At 55.3% G+C, this 15,436-nt stretch carries 23 protein-coding genes; 13 read left to right on the forward strand and 10 right to left on the reverse strand.

What is annotated here, in order from left to right; all coding sequences use genetic code 11:
• Window positions 1-38: 38 nt before the first annotated feature.
• The 10 genes from SH410x_RS26015 to SH410x_RS26060 all read right to left on the reverse strand — a co-directional run bounded on the left by SH410x_RS26015 (window position 39) and on the right by SH410x_RS26060 (window position 7,673).
• Window positions 39-260, reverse strand: a complete 222-nt coding sequence (locus tag SH410x_RS26015) for a MoaD/ThiS family protein (protein ID WP_473672166.1) — start codon at window positions 258-260, stop codon at window positions 39-41.
• A gap of 137 nt (window positions 261-397) precedes the next feature.
• Complete coding sequence (locus tag SH410x_RS26020; protein ID WP_146405639.1) at window positions 398-616, reverse strand: hypothetical protein; 219 nt, start codon at window positions 614-616, stop codon at window positions 398-400.
• 101 nt (window positions 617-717) lie between these two features.
• On the reverse strand, window positions 718-930 hold the full coding sequence (locus SH410x_RS26025; protein ID WP_473677403.1) for a hypothetical protein: 213 nt from the start codon (window positions 928-930) through the stop codon (window positions 718-720).
• A 41-nt stretch (window positions 931-971) separates the two neighbouring features.
• On the reverse strand, window positions 972-1,916 hold the full coding sequence (locus SH410x_RS26030) for a hypothetical protein (protein WP_473672168.1): 945 nt from the start codon (window positions 1,914-1,916) through the stop codon (window positions 972-974).
• 49 nt (window positions 1,917-1,965) lie between these two features.
• The gene (locus SH410x_RS26035) at window positions 1,966-3,459 is read right to left on the reverse strand and encodes an AAA family ATPase (RefSeq protein WP_473672170.1); all 1,494 of its coding nucleotides are present in this window, start codon (window positions 3,457-3,459) and stop codon (window positions 1,966-1,968) included.
• Between the two features lie 26 nt (window positions 3,460-3,485).
• Window positions 3,486-4,055, reverse strand: a complete 570-nt coding sequence (locus SH410x_RS26040; protein WP_473672172.1) for an ATP-dependent endonuclease — start codon at window positions 4,053-4,055, stop codon at window positions 3,486-3,488.
• Between the two features lie 80 nt (window positions 4,056-4,135).
• Complete coding sequence (locus SH410x_RS26045; protein WP_473672174.1) at window positions 4,136-4,330, reverse strand: DUF2997 domain-containing protein; 195 nt, start codon at window positions 4,328-4,330, stop codon at window positions 4,136-4,138.
• Window positions 4,327-4,695: a DUF1257 domain-containing protein gene (locus SH410x_RS26050; protein ID WP_473672176.1), complete on the reverse strand. Its 369-nt coding sequence runs from the start codon at window positions 4,693-4,695 to the stop codon at window positions 4,327-4,329. The genes SH410x_RS26045 and SH410x_RS26050 overlap by 4 nt, the downstream gene beginning before the upstream one ends.
• 30 nt (window positions 4,696-4,725) lie before the next feature.
• The gene (locus SH410x_RS26055; protein ID WP_473672178.1) at window positions 4,726-5,139 is read right to left on the reverse strand and encodes a hypothetical protein; all 414 of its coding nucleotides are present in this window, start codon (window positions 5,137-5,139) and stop codon (window positions 4,726-4,728) included.
• Window positions 5,140-5,720: 581 nt separating this feature from the next.
• A complete protein-coding gene (locus SH410x_RS26060; RefSeq protein ID WP_473672179.1) occupies window positions 5,721-7,673 on the reverse strand; it encodes a recombinase family protein in 1,953 nt (650 codons plus the stop codon).
• 200 nt (window positions 7,674-7,873) lie between these two features.
• Between SH410x_RS26060 and SH410x_RS26065 the strand changes: the two genes are divergently transcribed.
• The 13 genes from SH410x_RS26065 to SH410x_RS26125 all read left to right on the forward strand — a co-directional run bounded on the left by SH410x_RS26065 (window position 7,874) and on the right by SH410x_RS26125 (window position 15,347).
• The gene (locus tag SH410x_RS26065; protein ID WP_473672181.1) at window positions 7,874-8,248 is read left to right on the forward strand and encodes an SUKH-4 family immunity protein; all 375 of its coding nucleotides are present in this window, start codon (window positions 7,874-7,876) and stop codon (window positions 8,246-8,248) included.
• A 244-nt stretch (window positions 8,249-8,492) separates the two neighbouring features.
• Window positions 8,493-9,176 (forward strand): hypothetical protein, encoded by a 684-nt coding sequence (locus tag SH410x_RS26070; protein WP_473672183.1) that lies wholly within the window; start codon window positions 8,493-8,495, stop codon window positions 9,174-9,176.
• A 169-nt stretch (window positions 9,177-9,345) separates the two neighbouring features.
• Window positions 9,346-9,687, forward strand: a complete 342-nt coding sequence (locus tag SH410x_RS26075) for a hypothetical protein (RefSeq protein ID WP_473672185.1) — start codon at window positions 9,346-9,348, stop codon at window positions 9,685-9,687.
• Between the two features lie 268 nt (window positions 9,688-9,955).
• The gene (locus tag SH410x_RS26080) at window positions 9,956-10,297 is read left to right on the forward strand and encodes a DUF7674 family protein (protein WP_473672187.1); all 342 of its coding nucleotides are present in this window, start codon (window positions 9,956-9,958) and stop codon (window positions 10,295-10,297) included.
• A 151-nt stretch (window positions 10,298-10,448) separates the two neighbouring features.
• On the forward strand, window positions 10,449-10,787 hold the full coding sequence (locus tag SH410x_RS26085; protein WP_473672189.1) for a hypothetical protein: 339 nt from the start codon (window positions 10,449-10,451) through the stop codon (window positions 10,785-10,787).
• A gap of 232 nt (window positions 10,788-11,019) precedes the next feature.
• Window positions 11,020-11,358, forward strand: a complete 339-nt coding sequence (locus SH410x_RS26090) for a hypothetical protein (protein WP_473672189.1) — start codon at window positions 11,020-11,022, stop codon at window positions 11,356-11,358.
• A gap of 857 nt (window positions 11,359-12,215) precedes the next feature.
• The gene (locus SH410x_RS26095) at window positions 12,216-12,530 is read left to right on the forward strand and encodes a hypothetical protein (RefSeq protein WP_473672191.1); all 315 of its coding nucleotides are present in this window, start codon (window positions 12,216-12,218) and stop codon (window positions 12,528-12,530) included.
• A gap of 162 nt (window positions 12,531-12,692) precedes the next feature.
• Window positions 12,693-13,007 carry a hypothetical protein gene (locus tag SH410x_RS26100; protein WP_473672193.1) on the forward strand — a complete coding sequence of 105 codons (315 nt, stop codon included), beginning with the start codon at window positions 12,693-12,695 and terminating at the stop codon, window positions 13,005-13,007.
• Window positions 13,008-13,212: 205 nt separating this feature from the next.
• The gene (locus SH410x_RS26105) at window positions 13,213-13,422 is read left to right on the forward strand and encodes a hypothetical protein (protein WP_473672194.1); all 210 of its coding nucleotides are present in this window, start codon (window positions 13,213-13,215) and stop codon (window positions 13,420-13,422) included.
• A 149-nt stretch (window positions 13,423-13,571) separates the two neighbouring features.
• Complete coding sequence (locus SH410x_RS26110; RefSeq protein ID WP_473672196.1) at window positions 13,572-14,213, forward strand: SMI1/KNR4 family protein; 642 nt, start codon at window positions 13,572-13,574, stop codon at window positions 14,211-14,213.
• A 162-nt stretch (window positions 14,214-14,375) separates the two neighbouring features.
• On the forward strand, window positions 14,376-14,774 hold the full coding sequence (locus tag SH410x_RS26115; RefSeq protein WP_473672197.1) for a hypothetical protein: 399 nt from the start codon (window positions 14,376-14,378) through the stop codon (window positions 14,772-14,774).
• 175 nt (window positions 14,775-14,949) lie between these two features.
• Window positions 14,950-15,165: a type II toxin-antitoxin system HicB family antitoxin gene (locus tag SH410x_RS26120; RefSeq protein WP_473672199.1), complete on the forward strand. Its 216-nt coding sequence runs from the start codon at window positions 14,950-14,952 to the stop codon at window positions 15,163-15,165.
• Entirely contained in the window at window positions 15,162-15,347 is a 186-nt protein-coding gene (locus SH410x_RS26125; RefSeq protein ID WP_473672201.1) for a type II toxin-antitoxin system HicA family toxin, read from the forward strand. Before SH410x_RS26120 ends, SH410x_RS26125 begins: the two co-directional genes overlap by 4 nt.
• The last annotated feature ends 89 nt before the right edge of the window (window positions 15,348-15,436 follow it).

A 15,436-nucleotide genomic window follows, 5' to 3' on the forward strand; every position in this document is an offset into this window, starting at 1 on the left:
CGGTGGAAACACTCAGTTGGGGCGAATGAAAACAGAAATCAGGCAGCACCTTCGATTTTCTGTGGTGTGAACGAGACCCGGTCGCCGTCTCGCAGCAGTTGATCGGCCGCCGCGGGTTGGCGATTGACGCGGATGAGATAGCTGTCGGCGTGAAATGCGCCGACATGCCGCTCGAACATTTGCTGAACGGTCGTGCTGTCGGGGGCTTCGACGTGATGGGCGTATCCACCGGCGTCATTGGAAATGAGAAGAACTTTCATGCTTGGTGCTCTTGGGTTTGGAGTGTCGAGTAAACGTTTTGCGTTTGGGAAAGCGAAGCCGCCGCTGTCCACGAATGCGGCAGCGGCGGCATTTCGCTATGAAGAGTGGGGGCTGATAGCGATGAGGCTTCATCGCATCAGCCGATTGCGGCTTCCAAAGTGAAGCTATTTTCATCGGGCTCATCTTGAAGGAACTCGAAATCGTCCCAGTCGATGACTCGACCGCCGTGCACGGGATCGGTCGGGTCGTCAATCAGGTCACTGGGGTTAGCGATCATGAAGCCGAGTCGTTTGACTGCGGAGATGGTTTCGCCAGTGGCATGGGCCACGGCACGATTAAGATCGTTCTGGTTCATCGGAAAAGTTCCTTACCGAAGGGGGGAAACGAAAAAAGCCCCGCTCACTTGACTTGCGTCAGACGAACGGGGCTTTGGTAAAGGGAGATGTGAAAGAACGGTTATTCCGGCGAGCGGACTAACCAGTTCCGGTGCAGCCAAGCCACTTCTGCCGCCAGGGCTTCGCTGCGTTTGTCGAATGGTCCGAGTGTCGGCCCCGTGACTGGTGAGAGATCGGCGGTCCATTGACCGCCGGATGTTGGCTCAACATGCGAGCCACGCTGGATGGAGATGCAACCTACCGAGCGAAGGTCAACGCGGTCGTCGAAGACCATTCGAGTAACGCCGTTGGAGGTCACGACCAGTTCGATGGCACTCACCGCGGGCCCCGAATGATGTTTCGGCGTGGGCGATCCGTCATGAGTTCATCGAGACTCGTTTCGACATCCGTCAGCGATCGTGCCATTCGATCACGCAACGACGCGCGATCACGCAAGTCTCGTGGGTCGACACCGCTGACGACTTGTCGTGCATTTTCAACCAGTTGATCGAGGTCTTCATTGCTGCCAATGCTGAGATGCTGGAAACGCTCGAAAAACTCGTTCAAATTGGAAATCGCGGAATCGCGAAAGACTTTCGGTTTGCCGTCCACCGAACCCGACAATCGCTCGGCTAGATGGCCGACCAACTGTGACAGTTCCTCGGCAAAGGTTTGCTCGGCCAGTTCAACCGCTTCCGCGAACTTTGCCTGCACGCGTTGGCATTCCTGCTCGTACAGCTCAGGATTCACCGTTCGCAGATACGCCGGCGGTGTGACGGATGGGAAATCCCAAGCAATCGCGAACAGATCCGAAACGGAAACGGGATAGTCAGCCGAATCGAACAAGTTTCCAAGTTGTGTGCGGGCCTGATCGACGAGCTCGGTGAAACAGCGGTCAAGGTCGTCAACGGCTTCGCCCAGATCCGCTTGGATGATGATCATGCGATCGTCGAACTCCGAAACGTCACCGCGGCGCAACAACCGGACTCCCGGCTCGATGTACGGCAACGTCATGCCCTTCCACAACGCACCCGCCTTCGTTTTGATCGCCGAGACGGCACGGAACGACGGATGCGATGTGTCGAAGAGACGCTTCGCTGCTGAGAGTGTGCGGCTATCTGCGTCGAATGCGCCGGCAGCTTGTTGTTTTTGGTCGCGACTGAGACTCTTGCGAGTGCCCGGCCAGCGGATGTGCAATCGCACGGCAGTCGTTTCGGCTTGCAGCCGCGTTCCGTGCGATGACTGATTCTGGGTCACAGGATCTTCGAGCATGGTGCTCATGGATTCTCCTTGGTTAGAGTAGGTTTTTCAGTGAGCGCGTCCCATCGCTTCAATTCTGAGACGGACTGGAACGTGACACCCGCCGTCGTGATTGAGGCTTGGCCTCGTGCTGGTAGATCCCAGACTTCTCCGCATCCAAGCAACGACCGCTCGCCCATTGACGCAAACGGTCCACCGATTCGGTGGCCGTGACTGCGACAGGAACAACGTTCAGCCCGGCTTGCGAGAGTGGAATGTCAAGCAGTGCAGACAACCGACAACAAGCACGGATTTCCGCGCCGGTCCATTTTTCGTCGACCGGACGCTTTTGCTCCGTTTCAAGCCCGAACATGGCGGTGTATTGGCTCCAGATGCGGTCTTTCTGGTCACGCTGCGGCAGATCCAGGAACACGATTCCGTCAAACCGTTCGGCGCGAGATAGCTCCGGGGGCATCCGCGTGATATCGTTGCAGGTCGCGATCAGGTAGACGTTCGAAGTGTGATCATTCATCCAGCTGAGCAACGTCCCCAGCATGCGAGACGACACACCCGAATCATTTTGCCCCGAACCCGCCGCCCCGCTCAGAGCCTTTTCGATCTCGTCGATGAACAGAATGCAGGGAGCCATGGCGTCCGCGATTTGCAGCGCACGCCGAACGTTTTGCTCTGTCTGCCCCACAAGACTGCCCATCAATGCCCCGACGTCGAGTATCAACGTGGGACGTCCGGTCTCTTTGCCAAGTGCTTTGGCGAATGCCGACTTGCCTGTGCCGGGAACCCCCAGCAGAAGCACGCCGCGAGGCCGCTTCAAAGGATTGTCACGCCCGTGTTGCAGCAATGACCGTTTGCAGAACGCCTTCAAACTGTCCAGCCCTCCAAGCGATGTGAAGTCGTCGCTGCTCTTGTAGAGTTGCAGCAGGCCCGACTTTTTGAGCATGCTTGCCTTCAGTTCCCAGACCGATTCCGGCAGGATCACCGAGTCGCGAACCAGACTCAATCCAAAGGCGTTCTCGGCCTCCAATCGCGTCAGTCCCATGGCCGCATCGAGCACGGTTTCAAGTCGTTCGGCGCCGGGGAGTTCACCCTCTTCGGTGGCGATGCCTTCGGCAATTTCCTTGAGTTGTTCCCGGGTCGGCAACGGATGGTCGATGACGATGAATAGCTTTTCAAGCTCGACCGGGATTTGCACGAGCGGCGACAGGATTACGAAGATCGTTCGAGTTGACTTGCCGTCAACGATCTGACGCGCCAACGCCTGCATGATTTCAGCGGAACTGAGGAAGCGATGGAAGTTCGTCAATACGACGATCGACGGCGAGTCATCGCCAGCGAATGAACGCATCGAGCGAATTGCGGACAAAGGATCATTTGACCCATCATCATCACCGAGCGGACTTCCGCTCATTCGCAAACCCTGATCGATGTCCCAGTTCACGAGTCGCCACTCGTGCTCACGACAAAGCTGGCTGATTTCGAGCAATGCATCGTCATGCTCGTGACTTTCGATCCAGATGCCGGTGAAACAGGCTTTCACCAATTCCGCCAAACGATCGGATAGTTTCATAGATTCTCCTTGTTTTAGAGTGAAATTCAGGATGCCAGCAGGTCATTGATCGCCAGCATCCAAGACGTGATTTCTCTGTCTGGGTCACGCTCGGCCAGCAAGCTGGGCGTCATGTGTTCAACGGCAACTGTGTTGAGCCAACGTTTCGCCATTCGGCTTTGCGAACGTTTGGCCTGCAGTAGCCATGCGGTCTCGCCAGGACGCTGGCGGTAGAGTTCGCGGGCAGTCAGTTCCGCAACGCGATCGAAGTCGTCAAATTGCACGGTGATCTGTCCTGCCGCAAATATCGCTCGAGGATGCAGGTAGTTTTCGAGACACCGTTTCCGGGTGATGACCGCCTTGCATCCTTCACGATCATTGACCGACTCTGCAGCTTGCCTGCGGAGATCGGTCTCGGGAGGCAACTCGTGATCGTAAAGATGGAACTCGGGACGACCGAGCGGGGCAAAACGATTAATCCATGCTCGAACGTGACCGCCCCCGAATGGAACGAAGATGAGTTCACCCCGCTGTTCCATCTCCGCCAAATTCGGTAGCTGATCATCGGTGGCATGAAGCATCAAGCTGATGCGACGCAAAAATTCGATGTCATTCATGCCCTCGACGACCAACAGCAGACCAACGCGATCTGCTGGTTGGATTCTTGCATCGTTTAAGCTTTCGCTAGATATGTCGATTATCTCTCCTTTTGTGTTTCCGTGTTGGCGCTGGACTGAGTCGAATAGAATTCGGTTGTGAGTCTTTCGGACTGTCGTTTGCCCAGCGCGGTTTCGAGGAATTGAGTGGCTTCGCGGCATTCACCGCCAGAAAAGCCAATCGTTTCGATCTTGGTCGCACCGGTCGGAGAGATGACAATGTTGAACGTTTTCAACTGGCACCTCCAACTTGGACGGTGAGCTTGATCGATCCGTCAGCCAGTGATTGTTCAGTCACGGAGTGCCCCTGCTTGCGAGCTTCCAAAACCGATTTTTCAACCGCATACCGCTGGATCAGCTTGTCCAGTTGAGCCTGTTCACCCCAATGACCTCCGTAGTTGTCGTAGTGAACAGTGCCGCTGTCGGTATCGCAGACGACGGGGTATCGCCAGCGTGGAAGCTGGACACAGTGTCCGGTCGCTTCCGCGGAAAATAGTTTGATGGTCTGATGAATGGGATCATCAAGACCAAGCTTGCGACACGAAGTTCGCAGTGCGTTTGGATCACGAATCTCGGTCGTGATCGTGACGATGTGTGACAATGTGGTCTCCTGTTGGTAGTGCTAAGTGGATCAGGTAGGTTCGTCATCCGGTGACGATGCAACGCGGATGCGTGGCGAGTTTGATGATGCTTTCGGCCTTTGGGAAAGCAATCGCGGCTTGTCCGCGACCAAATCTTCCAACATCACATCGATGATCGCCTGGTCGTCGGCGGAAGATTGCGGTTGGCGAAGTACGAGCCACGCAATCACGAGAGGCAACAGGCAGGCGAGCCAAAGTCCAATATTGACAACGGCTGCCGCAGTGAGCGAATCGAAGCGGCGCTCCGATGCGACTGAGCGGCGATCCACTTCGAGTAGGTCTCGCTGCTGTCCGATAGCGGTGCGTTCAGCTTGTACCTCACGCTGCATGGCAGTCACCTCTCGGTGAAGCTGGTTGGCCTGTTGGGTTTGCTCGGCTTGCCGGAGTTCGTGTCGCTCCGACATGTCAACGAGACGAGTGTCATTACTTTCTTGGCACCCGGCTATCGAAAGCGTCACGATCATCATCGTGAATGGGAGCAAAATCTGATTCAGGTTCATCCGACCTCCATCGTTGAACGAGACTTTTAAGGATTTGCTGCAGTGCCATTCGCAGCCGACGCTCTTTGGCGAACGCGATAGCGAGCAGTAGTACGGCAACAGACATGAGCGTGAGAATGATGTGTGCCAGCGGGCACCTCCTTTGAGTTGAGTGGGTGGATTGAGTGGGCACGGAGGGCTAAGACAACCCTTGATGTAACGTGCCCCATTTTTTGCTCGGATTTAGATTTGTTCCGAGCGTTAGGGCGTATTTCTGCTTGCATCGCGTGGGCAACCGCATTTAACGTTTGTCGGTGACGGTTCGTCGAGAGCACGTTCTTCGGAGAGTGCCAACACGATCCGTTTCGCGAGGATCCGAATCAGTCTTTCCATGACGGACGGTTTGCTGGGATTGATTGTCATAGGTTCCTTCTAGGCATGAAAAAACCTCCGGATGTCGAAGCACTCGGAGGCTCTTGAAAATGAGAGTCGTCGAGCTTGCGAGACTACGTGCTAGGAAACTTGCACAGGAATTCTGGTAAGGGATTGAATCGATACCGGTCGTTGAGAATCCGTTTGTAACAATCTGCTGCGTCCTGCTCCTGGCAAACTGGTACCCAAGGATCGGTCAAACCAAGTCGGTTCATCTCACGGTCCAAGCTTGCCGCACGTTGCGCCGCCGCGTGCGTGATCGAAAGTCGCGTTGCCACTTCCCGTTCGGTCATTCCAGTCGCCCGCAATTGACAAACCCGTTCACGAAAGACCACGCGTTGCGGCGATCGCGTCAGATCGACCATTGCTGGAATACTTGTTGTCCCCAAACCATCTGGTAGCTCTACTCCACGAAGGGCAGCTAAGTTTAAAGTGAAGACACAACGTGGAGAGATCAGCCCGCCGTCGATGAGTCGGTACGGCAAGACGAAAAAATCCGTCACGATTTCACGCATGATGTGGCCAAATTCGAGATCTTCAACTGCCAACCCCAGAAAGGTTTCATTCGCGATTTTACGAATTTCATCGGCCTTCGGAATCACGATCGCCTTCGGTGCGTTTTTATTCGCGTCGGCAATTGCATCCGACATGGATTGCAATTCTTGCTCGGTCGCGGTCAGCCGAGCCAGAATCGTCGGGCTCGCTAGGCCACCCGCAATCACGTTGGCAAAGTTATCAAGCTCGAGTTTTAATCGAGCGGATTCCTCGTGAAGCTTCTTTAGGCCGCTGTCCTGTTGCACCCGCCATTGCTCGGCTTCCGCGTGAATCTGTGCGTTCAACTCGGTATCAAAGTCTGGCAGGGACTCGATTTCGTGAAGGACTCTCGCGGCAACTGCCTGCGCCAGTTCACTCTGGTCCACCGTCATGGCATTCCAGCAGTCGTAGCTTCGAACGCCGTCGCACATCATGCGTTCCTTTCGACCATGCCCACCCAGAACAAACTTTCGTCCACAAATACCGCAGCGAACATGCTGGCTCGGCCAGCGAGCGTCGTTGCGGGTTCCCTGCTGCCGCCCACGGCTACCATTCGCTTTGGCGATTCCTTTGGCGAACCTTTCGTTTCGCCGTTTGAGCATCCGATTAACGCGGTCGAAGCGTTCGGGTTCAATGAATGCGAGACGGGGACATTCGCGTTGCATTAGCAATGTCGGGGCCGCGGCGACAGATTTGCGCCGACCAGTGCTATTCACTCGAACGGCGGTCCGACGATTATGCTCACGGATGCCTTTGAGGATCGGGTTTCTAACTGTCTGACCAACCAAGGTTCCATCCCATTGGGTTTTCCTCGCAGACATTCCCAACGGAAATTCAATCGTGTTAAACCAAGTCGCAATTTCGGCGAATGACTCGCCACGTTCGAGTCGGTCGAAGCACTCGTCGTAGACTTCCTCGGCGCCAGGAGCCTTGTGACAATCCGCCTCGCTCGCGCCTGCATGCGGCTTGACGTAACCGGCGGGCAATTGCCGCACCATGTCTCCGTTGGCAAACCGATTCCGATGCGACCGCTTGATTCGGTTTGACGTATCTCGATTGTAACTTTCATGCCGCATCGTAGCGAAAAACGCATTTTGCCGCCAACTTTCGGATTCTAGCGTGTCGACGCGATCGTTAATCGCGATGATCCTGGTCGCCGAATCCTCAGCCTCTTCACACAAAATCATAACGTGAACCCGTCGCGCAATCCGACCAAGGTCCTCCGCAATGATGAAATCGTACTCACCGGACGCGATCTTCTCGGAAAGCTCAACAAACTCTACTCGGTCAAGGATCTCTCCGCTTCCCTGAGTCGCCATCGTCTCGAGGTCGTAGTCACCTTCGAGGTAGTCGGGAAGCCGCTCACTGTACAGGGCTGCCTGGTCATCCAAGCTCATCTCGTTCTGCTTGTCAGTGCTGATCCGGCACACTGCCACACCACGGTAACGCCGCCCATTCTTTGGCGGCGGCACTTCAATTCTTCCAAAAGTCATAACGTCACTCCAGTCCGGAACGACGACCCGCTAGCGTTGGCACAGTGTGACAAAAACAGTGACTAAGGCTGACCGAGCATGACGAACGCTGAACGCACCTGAATACCAGTAAGTCCTTGCACCAAAGGGGGTTATTGCCGTAAACTGGCATTCCGTAAGAACTTACGAAAGGCCGAAAACGGTTTCGTAAAAACCTTCCGTTGTGTGACCCTAGCGTGCTGATCCCTGACGACTACGCACCGTTGAACCTGACCTTTCACGAGGCCCAATTTGTCGATGGTGCATTCGTTGTCGGCAGTGATGGTGGTGGACGACTTGAACTCGCCAAGACACAAATCCACTCCCGCGATCCTCAAGGTCAACTGCCAACCAGATTCGTCAACTCGTCGATCTCGCAGCTTCAATCGTGCATTAATGCGCATCTCGCGTATGCTGCATCTGTCACGTGCGATGATGACGGCGCGGCTGCTGGTGCATTTGCTCACGCCATCCGCAAAATTGACGCTAAATGCCTTGCCAACCCAGAGAACTGGTGGGCTGTCGTGGTTGAGCAAACTCGTGATGGCCTGCTTTAACGGCGATTCACCGGGTCACACAACATGGTTTTTACGCAAGGTCGCGGCTGTCGTCGTTCGAGAGTTTTTCGGTCGGCAAAAGTCAATCGCTTTGGTTGTGTTCCCTCTACTACAAGCCCGCGATCGCCTTCGCTGTTTGGCGACGGGCGTTGGCGTTGGTAGAATCTCTCGTAGTTCAATGTCGTTCTCTTCGGTGGAGAACGGCGACGTAAAAACCTTCCGTTGGGCGACTCAAGCAACGCAGATGGCAACCTTCAACGATTCTCGCGAGCTTGCCGACTTCCTTCTTCGTGATGCCACCAAACGACTCGCGGACGCTGCACCCAAAGTAAACTACTATTCGTTGTGGTCAGTCGGCGGTGCTTCTGCACTACTTGGCTTCGACTCTTACGCCCAGTCCTGCGAATCTGTACTGCGTTCCCTACCTGATCGCAACTTCTCTGATGGCATAATCTCGAACTTCCCCCTGCCCAAGAAACCCGCTCCGGCACTACGGCAAATCGCCCCGCTAGAACGCTTGGCATCAGACCATCCGCCGCTGACGAACGAATCAATCGCCGAGTACATTCGCAAGAACGGTGACTCTCAGCAACACTTGCGGCTTGCCAGCGATGGCCTATATTCTGATGCTTTCGCCGCTTGTAAATCGGAACTGGACACCGAAGAAACTGCCACCGCACAAGCAGTGCTGGGCGATATTGATGCGGCACTCGTTTCCGCCGAATCGGTTGTCACACCAGACTTCCGTGCTGACAACGTTCGATTCATTTGCACGATTGAACTGTTCCGCCGCGAACGATGGGACAACGCCAATACACTGTTCAACCTGATCTTCCCTAAACAGATTGGCCCTGACGCCGCTGCTCAAATGGCTCTTGGCGCAAACCATCGCTTACCGTGGTTGGGGTATCCGTTTCCTGACTGGTAGCATCGCTCGTCGATCAGAGTCGCCCAACATGGTTTTTACGCTGAGGCCCTTCGGGCACACCTTGGCTCTTTGGCAACGGGCCTTAGCCTTGGTACAATTTTCGTAGTTCAGGCATCGCTCGCTTCGTTTAGGGCGGTGTCGTAAAAACCTTCCGCTGGGCGGCTCAAGAATGGTCGAATCCGAAGAGCACGAAAGTCCCGACGGGTTGCTGATCCTCGCGGTGGAGGCGTTGCCGGATGGGGACACGTCAATTGGGTTTCGCGGATTTTCATGGCATACGCACGCCGACATTCTCGCGTCAATCTCGGGCCTCCCGGAGTCGGACGCGGTTCGCTCGTTCGTGGATGAAATACTTGCCGATCGGGCAACTATTGTTCTGTTAACGATTGACGGTCGAATCCACGACGCATGGATAACGGACGATCCGGCAGGGGATCGCAAGTACCAACAACCAAACGAACAGCTTGCTTTCCGATTATGGTCGGGGCGTCATCTGGCTGACGCGAATTGACGCCGCAGAGCCGCCCAACATGGTTTTGCCACAAGGCCGCGGCTTCGTCGGTGGAGAATCGTTCGGCTGGTTACGGTCAATCGCTTCGGTAACGCACTCTGGTCGATCACGCCGCGGACGCCTCGTTTGGCGATTCACCTTTACCAGCGTATTATTAGCTGTTCGAAATTCAACGTCGTTCGCTTCGGTCACCACCGGCGTCGGCGAAACCTCCCGTTGGGCGTCAAATCCATTCGCAATGAGACCACGAGACCTACTGCACAAACTTGTGTCTCTTGCTCCGGCATTCACGGAGCAATGGGAATCTGACCGCAACTACTTCCGCGCGGACAATGGATCGTATTCACTTCACGGCGTCTGCTTGGGGTTTAGCGAATTCTTTCGCGATCACTATACAACGCTCGACACCGACACCGTCATCGAGCTGTTTGATTACATTGAATGGAACCTTGTCGAACCCGGATCGGTTGCGTCTTTGGTCGACAATGCACTCTGTACCTGTTTCCTCGAAAACATTTCTTCGGAACCTTGTGGGCAATTCGCGATTGGTTTCATGGGCCGCAAATCGCGAGCATTCTTCGATCGCTGTCATGTTGGCCCGCCGTATTGACGCCCAACATGGTTTTTACGCTAGGCCTTCGGCACACCGCTGTCGTTTGTTCAAGCCTCCTTCCGGTGGTAGAATCTCTCGTTGTTCAAACTTGAATGGCATCGCAACGGCGGTGTCGTAAAAACCTTCCGTTGGCCGCTCGAGATCACCCATGACATGGACGCCGTTTGACTCAGGATCGTCGATCGGCACTGAAGGTTCCGAGTCTGGCGCGATCGTTGCCGACTACGAACACGATCTTGGTGCGCGTATCACGATCGAACGCGATACCAGCATTGCGCCCTTTGCCATCACTTGCGGCGTTTACGGTTGGTTCTTCCACACGCGGTACTTCTCATCGCGCACGGAAGCTGACACTGAATGTGCCGCCATGCAATCGGCGATGGTCGCGATACTGGATTCGATCCCGCTGACGAATGACCCTGACTGCGACGCCAAATCTGCTGCGGTGTCCGCCGCAATCTCAGACTTCGTGGACACATATCCGTAGCGCATCGGCGGCCAACATGGTTTTTACGCAAAGTCGCGGCTGTCGTCATTGGAGAGTCTTTTGGTGGGCAACGATCAATCGCTTCGGTCGCGTTCCCTCTGGTGCAAGCCCGCGAACGCCTACGATCTTTGGCAACGTGCGTTCTGTTGGTACAATGTTTGGTGTGCGACGTTTTCCGCTTCGATCAGAACCGGCGTCGTAAAAACCTTCCGTTGGCCGCTCGAGATCACCCATGACATGGACGCCGTTTGACTCAGGATCGTCGATCGGCACTGAAGGTTCCGAGTCTGGCGCGATCGTTGCCGACTACGAACACGATCTTGGTGCGCGTATCACGATCGAACGCGATACCAGCATTGCGCCCTTTGCCATCACTTGCGGCGTTTACGGTTGGTTCTTCCACACGCGGTACTTCTCATCGCGCACGGAAGCTGACACTGAATGTGCCGCCATGCAATCGGCGATGGTCGCGATACTGGATTCGATCCCGCTGACGAATGACCCTGACTGCGACGCCAAATCTGCTGCGGTGTCCGCCGCAATCTCAGACTTCGTGGACACATATCCGTAGCGCATCGGCGGCCAACATGGTTTTTACGCAAAGTCGCGGCTGTCGTCATTGGAGAGTCTTTTGGTGGGCAACGATCAATCGCTTCGGTCGCGTTCCCTCTGGTGCAAGCCCGCGAACGCCTACGATCTTTGGCAACGTGCGTTCTGTTGGTACAATGTTTGGTGTGCGACGTTTTCCGCTTCGATCAGAACCGGCGTCGTAAAAACCTTCCGTTGTGTGACGCAGTTTAATGTTCTCCGAGGCCGATTTCCAAACCGCTGCCCAAGGCATTTGCCCCGGCCCTGACCTTGAGTGGTTCGCGGTTGACGAACGCGGCAACGTCGGTGCGTTCTGTAATGCCGGTTTTGCTGCCGTGCCTTCTGCCGTCTTCGCATCGTTCAGGCTCTACGCGCGCACACTTGACGAGGTTGACTCACTGCCAACGACCGGCGACGTTATTTGGTATCGCTCGGCCCCGCCAATCCACGACACGTGGGACGTCTGGTCCCAACGCGGACTGTTCGGCTTTGACTGGAACCATTGCGTCGGCCAACCCGATCCTTCGTTGCCATATCGACTTATGACACGTCCTTCGGTGCCCATTACGCTTTCGTCTTTCTCTGATGATGTAGCAAACTATCTCTCTTCAAACCGTCTTCTGGTCGCTGACTTTTTTGCTGCGTCTGAAATCTTGGTTTGAGCTTTTCCCCGCTTCAAGCGTCACACAACATGGTTTTTACGCTAGGCCTCGGCACACCTTCGCTCTTTGGCAACCGGCGTTGGCTTTGGTAGAATCCTTCGTAGTTCAGACTCGCTCGCTTCGTTAAGGGCGGTGTCGTAAAAACCTTCCGTTGTGCGGTCCAGATCGAATGGACGATGTGACGATACACCCCATTATTCAATCGCCGCATCTTTACGACGTTGTTGGCTTTAACTACCAACGCCCGGAAAACGTCGAACCATACGTTGACGTAACCCTGCGCCTCGGTGACACCGAACGCCGGCTCCGGTTTTCCAACCCGTCCGAAATCGAACTTGAGGCCGGATTCCCAATGTGCTCTGGCCTGCAGATCACCGACGTCAGCGACCGTCAACTTTCTGGCATACGCGTCCGTGTTGATTGCTTTGAACCGATAACGGGCGCAATGCGGTTTTGGGCACGTGATGTGGTTGACCTCGACGTGGAGGCCTAGGGCCGCATAACATGGTTTTTACGCTAGGCCTTCGGCACACCTTGGCTCTTTGGCAACGGGCCTTGGCATTGGTACAATTTCAACTAATTCAGACGTCGTTCGCTTCGTTCAGGGCGGTGTCGTAAAAACCTTCCGTTGTGCGGCCCAGATCGAATGGACGATGTGACAGTTCACCCCATTATCGAATCGCCGCATCTCTACGATGTCGTTGGGTTCAACTACCAACGTCCGGAAAACGTCGAACCATACGTTGACGTAACCCTGCGCCTCGGTGACACCGAACGCCGGCTCCGGTTTTCCAACCCGTCCGAAATCGAACTTGAGGCCGGATTCCCAATGTGCTCTGGCCTGCAGATCACCGACGTCAGCGACCGTCAACTTTCTGGCATACGCGTCCGTGTTGATTGCTTTGAACCGATAACGGGCGCAATGCGGTTTTGGGCACGTGATGTGGTTGACCTCGACGTGGAGGCCTAGGGCCGCACAACATGGTTTTTACGCTAGGCCTTCGGCACACCTTGGCTCTTTGGCAACGGGCCATGGCCTTGGTACAATCCCTCATAGTTCATGCATCGCTCGCTTCGTTTAGGGCGGTGTCGTAAAAACCTTCCGTTGGGCGTCCCAAGATTTTCGTAACTGCCGCGAACACCCTGCTGTCAAACCTCTCCTATTGGAACGCTCAATGAAAAACGCAATCTACGAATACAAGCTCCACTACCTCGCCCTCGAAGCTGGGCGAGGCAATGACGAACAACTTCTTGAAGCGCTAAACAACTTTGGAAAGGACGGCTGGCGACTAAACCGCCTGTACGGTGAAGTCAGTTTGCGTTCAATTACGTCGTGGAAAGGCGGACTAAACCTATTGCTCGAGCGTGAGACTTCTCCGCAGTAGCGGGACGCCCAACATGGCTTTTACGCTAGGCACTTCGTGATCACCTTCGCTCTTTGGCTACGTGCGTTCGCATTAGTACAATCTCTCGTAACTCAAAGTCATTCGCTTCGTTCACGGCGGTGACGTAAAAACCTTTCGTTGTCGGACAAATGCAGAAGACACTCGATCGCGTAGCGAAACACCTCGCCGATGCAGGCATAGCCCTAAACGTCGAGCTCAATCCACCCGCCACAACCCGTGACGTCGATGCGGCCCAATCGCGGATTGGGCTTGCTCTCCCACCCGCGTACGTTGATTTCGTCACGCGATTTGCGAACGGCTTATCTCTCTCATGGACAACCGATGACGGCCCTTTCGGTTCGTTTGAGCTTGAACCCGTTGCCAACTCTGTTGGTGGCGCTTTGGAGATGCGTGACTGGCGATTCTACGATGATGATGCGGCCCGCAATTACGGCTTCCCATACACGGACGATCCTGACTTGGCACTTGTCACCAACAAGCTGATGCACAACTGGATTCCGCTCCATGCCGAAGGCAACGGCGACAACTTTTCACTCAATCTGAATCCCGAGGGCTTCGGCAACATCGTATTCGACCATCACAGTTGGCTCGACGGCGGCACCGGTGCCAACGGCTTCCTAATGGCAAACGATATCGCGAGCTTCTTCGAGGCGTGGTCAACGGTTTGCTTCGCGCAACCGAAGAGTCTTTGGTGGAAATCCGTACTAACCGATGACGGCGTTGATTGGGCGTCTGACCAATTTGACGACCGTTTCCGATTGACGCCGTAATTGTCCGACAACATGGTTTTTACGCTGAGGCCTCCGGCACACCTTGGCTCTTTGGCAACGGGCCATAGCATTGGTACAATCTTTCGTAGTTCAGGCATCGCTCGCTTCGTTTAGGGCGGTGTCGTAAAAACCTCCCGTTGTGCGACCTACCGAGATGAACTGATGGCAGACCTCGATGGCGATGCGATCATCACGAAGTATTGCGGCTTTCTCGGGGATCGCGTCCGCTACGACGCCGATCTGTCCACGACGGTGCTTGCCGACCTGCGTTGCGCCGTCGTTGTCGTCAACGCCTTCTGGTCTGGCCCATCCATGCAAACCCTGATTCGGGTCGCCAAACTACTCGACGACGTTGACTCTCACGGCTGCGCTCAACTGATCGTTTGCGACACTGACCACATTCCTGACCTTGCAGCTGAACCGTGGCTTCTCGATACTCACGGCGGCATGGGCGAAATCGCGTGGGTTCTCAACGGTCGTATCGTTGCTCGCCGTGACCCGGGTCGCAATCCCGATTTGCGAGTGACGACTTGGAGCCTTATACCTAAATGCCCTGCCTGAATGGCGAATCACCGGTCGTGCAACATGGTTTTTACGCTATGCCTTCGGCACACCTTCCATGTTTGGCAACGCGGGCTGGCATTGGTAGAATCTTTGGTAGTTCATACATCGTTCGCTTCGTTCAGGGCGCCGTCGGCCAAACCTTCCGTTGTGCGGCCTACTCTAAGGAATACCCATGCTTACCCCCAACTATAACGCTGTGATCCGCCAAGATGGCGAATGGTGGATCGGCTGGATTGAGGAGGTTCCCGGCGTTAACTCGCAAGGTGCAACCCGCGACGAACTGCTCAACAACCTCCGCGAGGCGCTTGCGGAGGCCATTGAAATGAACCGCGAGGATGCCCGCAATGCTGCTGGCGCAGCCTACGAAGAAGTGGCTATCCAGCCGTGAAACGCCGTGACCTCATCCGGCATCTGATCGACTGTAGCTGCGTTTTGGTGCGTGAGGGTGGCAACCATTCTTGGTGGGGCAATCCAGCTATTGGTGCGCGGTCTGCGGTGCCGCGTCATCGCGAGGTTTCTGATTACTTGGCGCGTAAAATCTGCCGTGATCTTGGAATCCCAGAACCGTAGGCCGCACAACATGGTTTTTACGCTAGGCCTTCGGCACACCTTCGCCCTTTGGCAACGCTCGCTGGCTTTGGTAGAATCACTCGTAATTC

The organism is Rhodopirellula sp. SH410 (assembly GCF_055811895.1).

Bases quoted from the DNA above. Each gene is read 5' to 3' on its own strand.
- SH410x_RS26015 (WP_473672166.1), bottom strand. From the start codon at position 260: ATGAAAGTTCTTCTCATTTCCAATGACGCCGGTGGATACGCCCATCAC.
- SH410x_RS26020 (WP_146405639.1), bottom strand. From the start codon at position 616: ATGAACCAGAACGATCTTAATCGTGCCGTGGCCCATGCCACTGGCGAA.
- SH410x_RS26025 (WP_473677403.1), bottom strand. From the start codon at position 930: ATGGTCTTCGACGACCGCGTTGACCTTCGCTCGGTAGGTTGCATCTCC.
- SH410x_RS26030 (WP_473672168.1), bottom strand. From the start codon at position 1,916: ATGAGCACCATGCTCGAAGATCCTGTGACCCAGAATCAGTCATCGCAC.
- SH410x_RS26035 (WP_473672170.1), bottom strand. From the start codon at position 3,459: ATGAAACTATCCGATCGTTTGGCGGAATTGGTGAAAGCCTGTTTCACC.
- SH410x_RS26040 (WP_473672172.1), bottom strand. From the start codon at position 4,055: ATGAATGACATCGAATTTTTGCGTCGCATCAGCTTGATGCTTCATGCC.
- SH410x_RS26055 (WP_473672178.1), bottom strand. From the start codon at position 5,139: ATGTCGGAGCGACACGAACTCCGGCAAGCCGAGCAAACCCAACAGGCC.
- SH410x_RS26060 (WP_473672179.1), bottom strand. From the start codon at position 7,673: ATGACTTTTGGAAGAATTGAAGTGCCGCCGCCAAAGAATGGGCGGCGT.
- SH410x_RS26070 (WP_473672183.1), top strand. From the start codon at position 8,493: ATGGCAACCTTCAACGATTCTCGCGAGCTTGCCGACTTCCTTCTTCGT.
- SH410x_RS26075 (WP_473672185.1), top strand. From the start codon at position 9,346: ATGGTCGAATCCGAAGAGCACGAAAGTCCCGACGGGTTGCTGATCCTC.
- SH410x_RS26085 (WP_473672189.1), top strand. From the start codon at position 10,449: ATGACATGGACGCCGTTTGACTCAGGATCGTCGATCGGCACTGAAGGT.
- SH410x_RS26090 (WP_473672189.1), top strand. From the start codon at position 11,020: ATGACATGGACGCCGTTTGACTCAGGATCGTCGATCGGCACTGAAGGT.
- SH410x_RS26105 (WP_473672194.1), top strand. From the start codon at position 13,213: ATGAAAAACGCAATCTACGAATACAAGCTCCACTACCTCGCCCTCGAA.
- SH410x_RS26110 (WP_473672196.1), top strand. From the start codon at position 13,572: ATGCAGAAGACACTCGATCGCGTAGCGAAACACCTCGCCGATGCAGGC.
- SH410x_RS26115 (WP_473672197.1), top strand. From the start codon at position 14,376: ATGGCAGACCTCGATGGCGATGCGATCATCACGAAGTATTGCGGCTTT.
- SH410x_RS26120 (WP_473672199.1), top strand. From the start codon at position 14,950: ATGCTTACCCCCAACTATAACGCTGTGATCCGCCAAGATGGCGAATGG.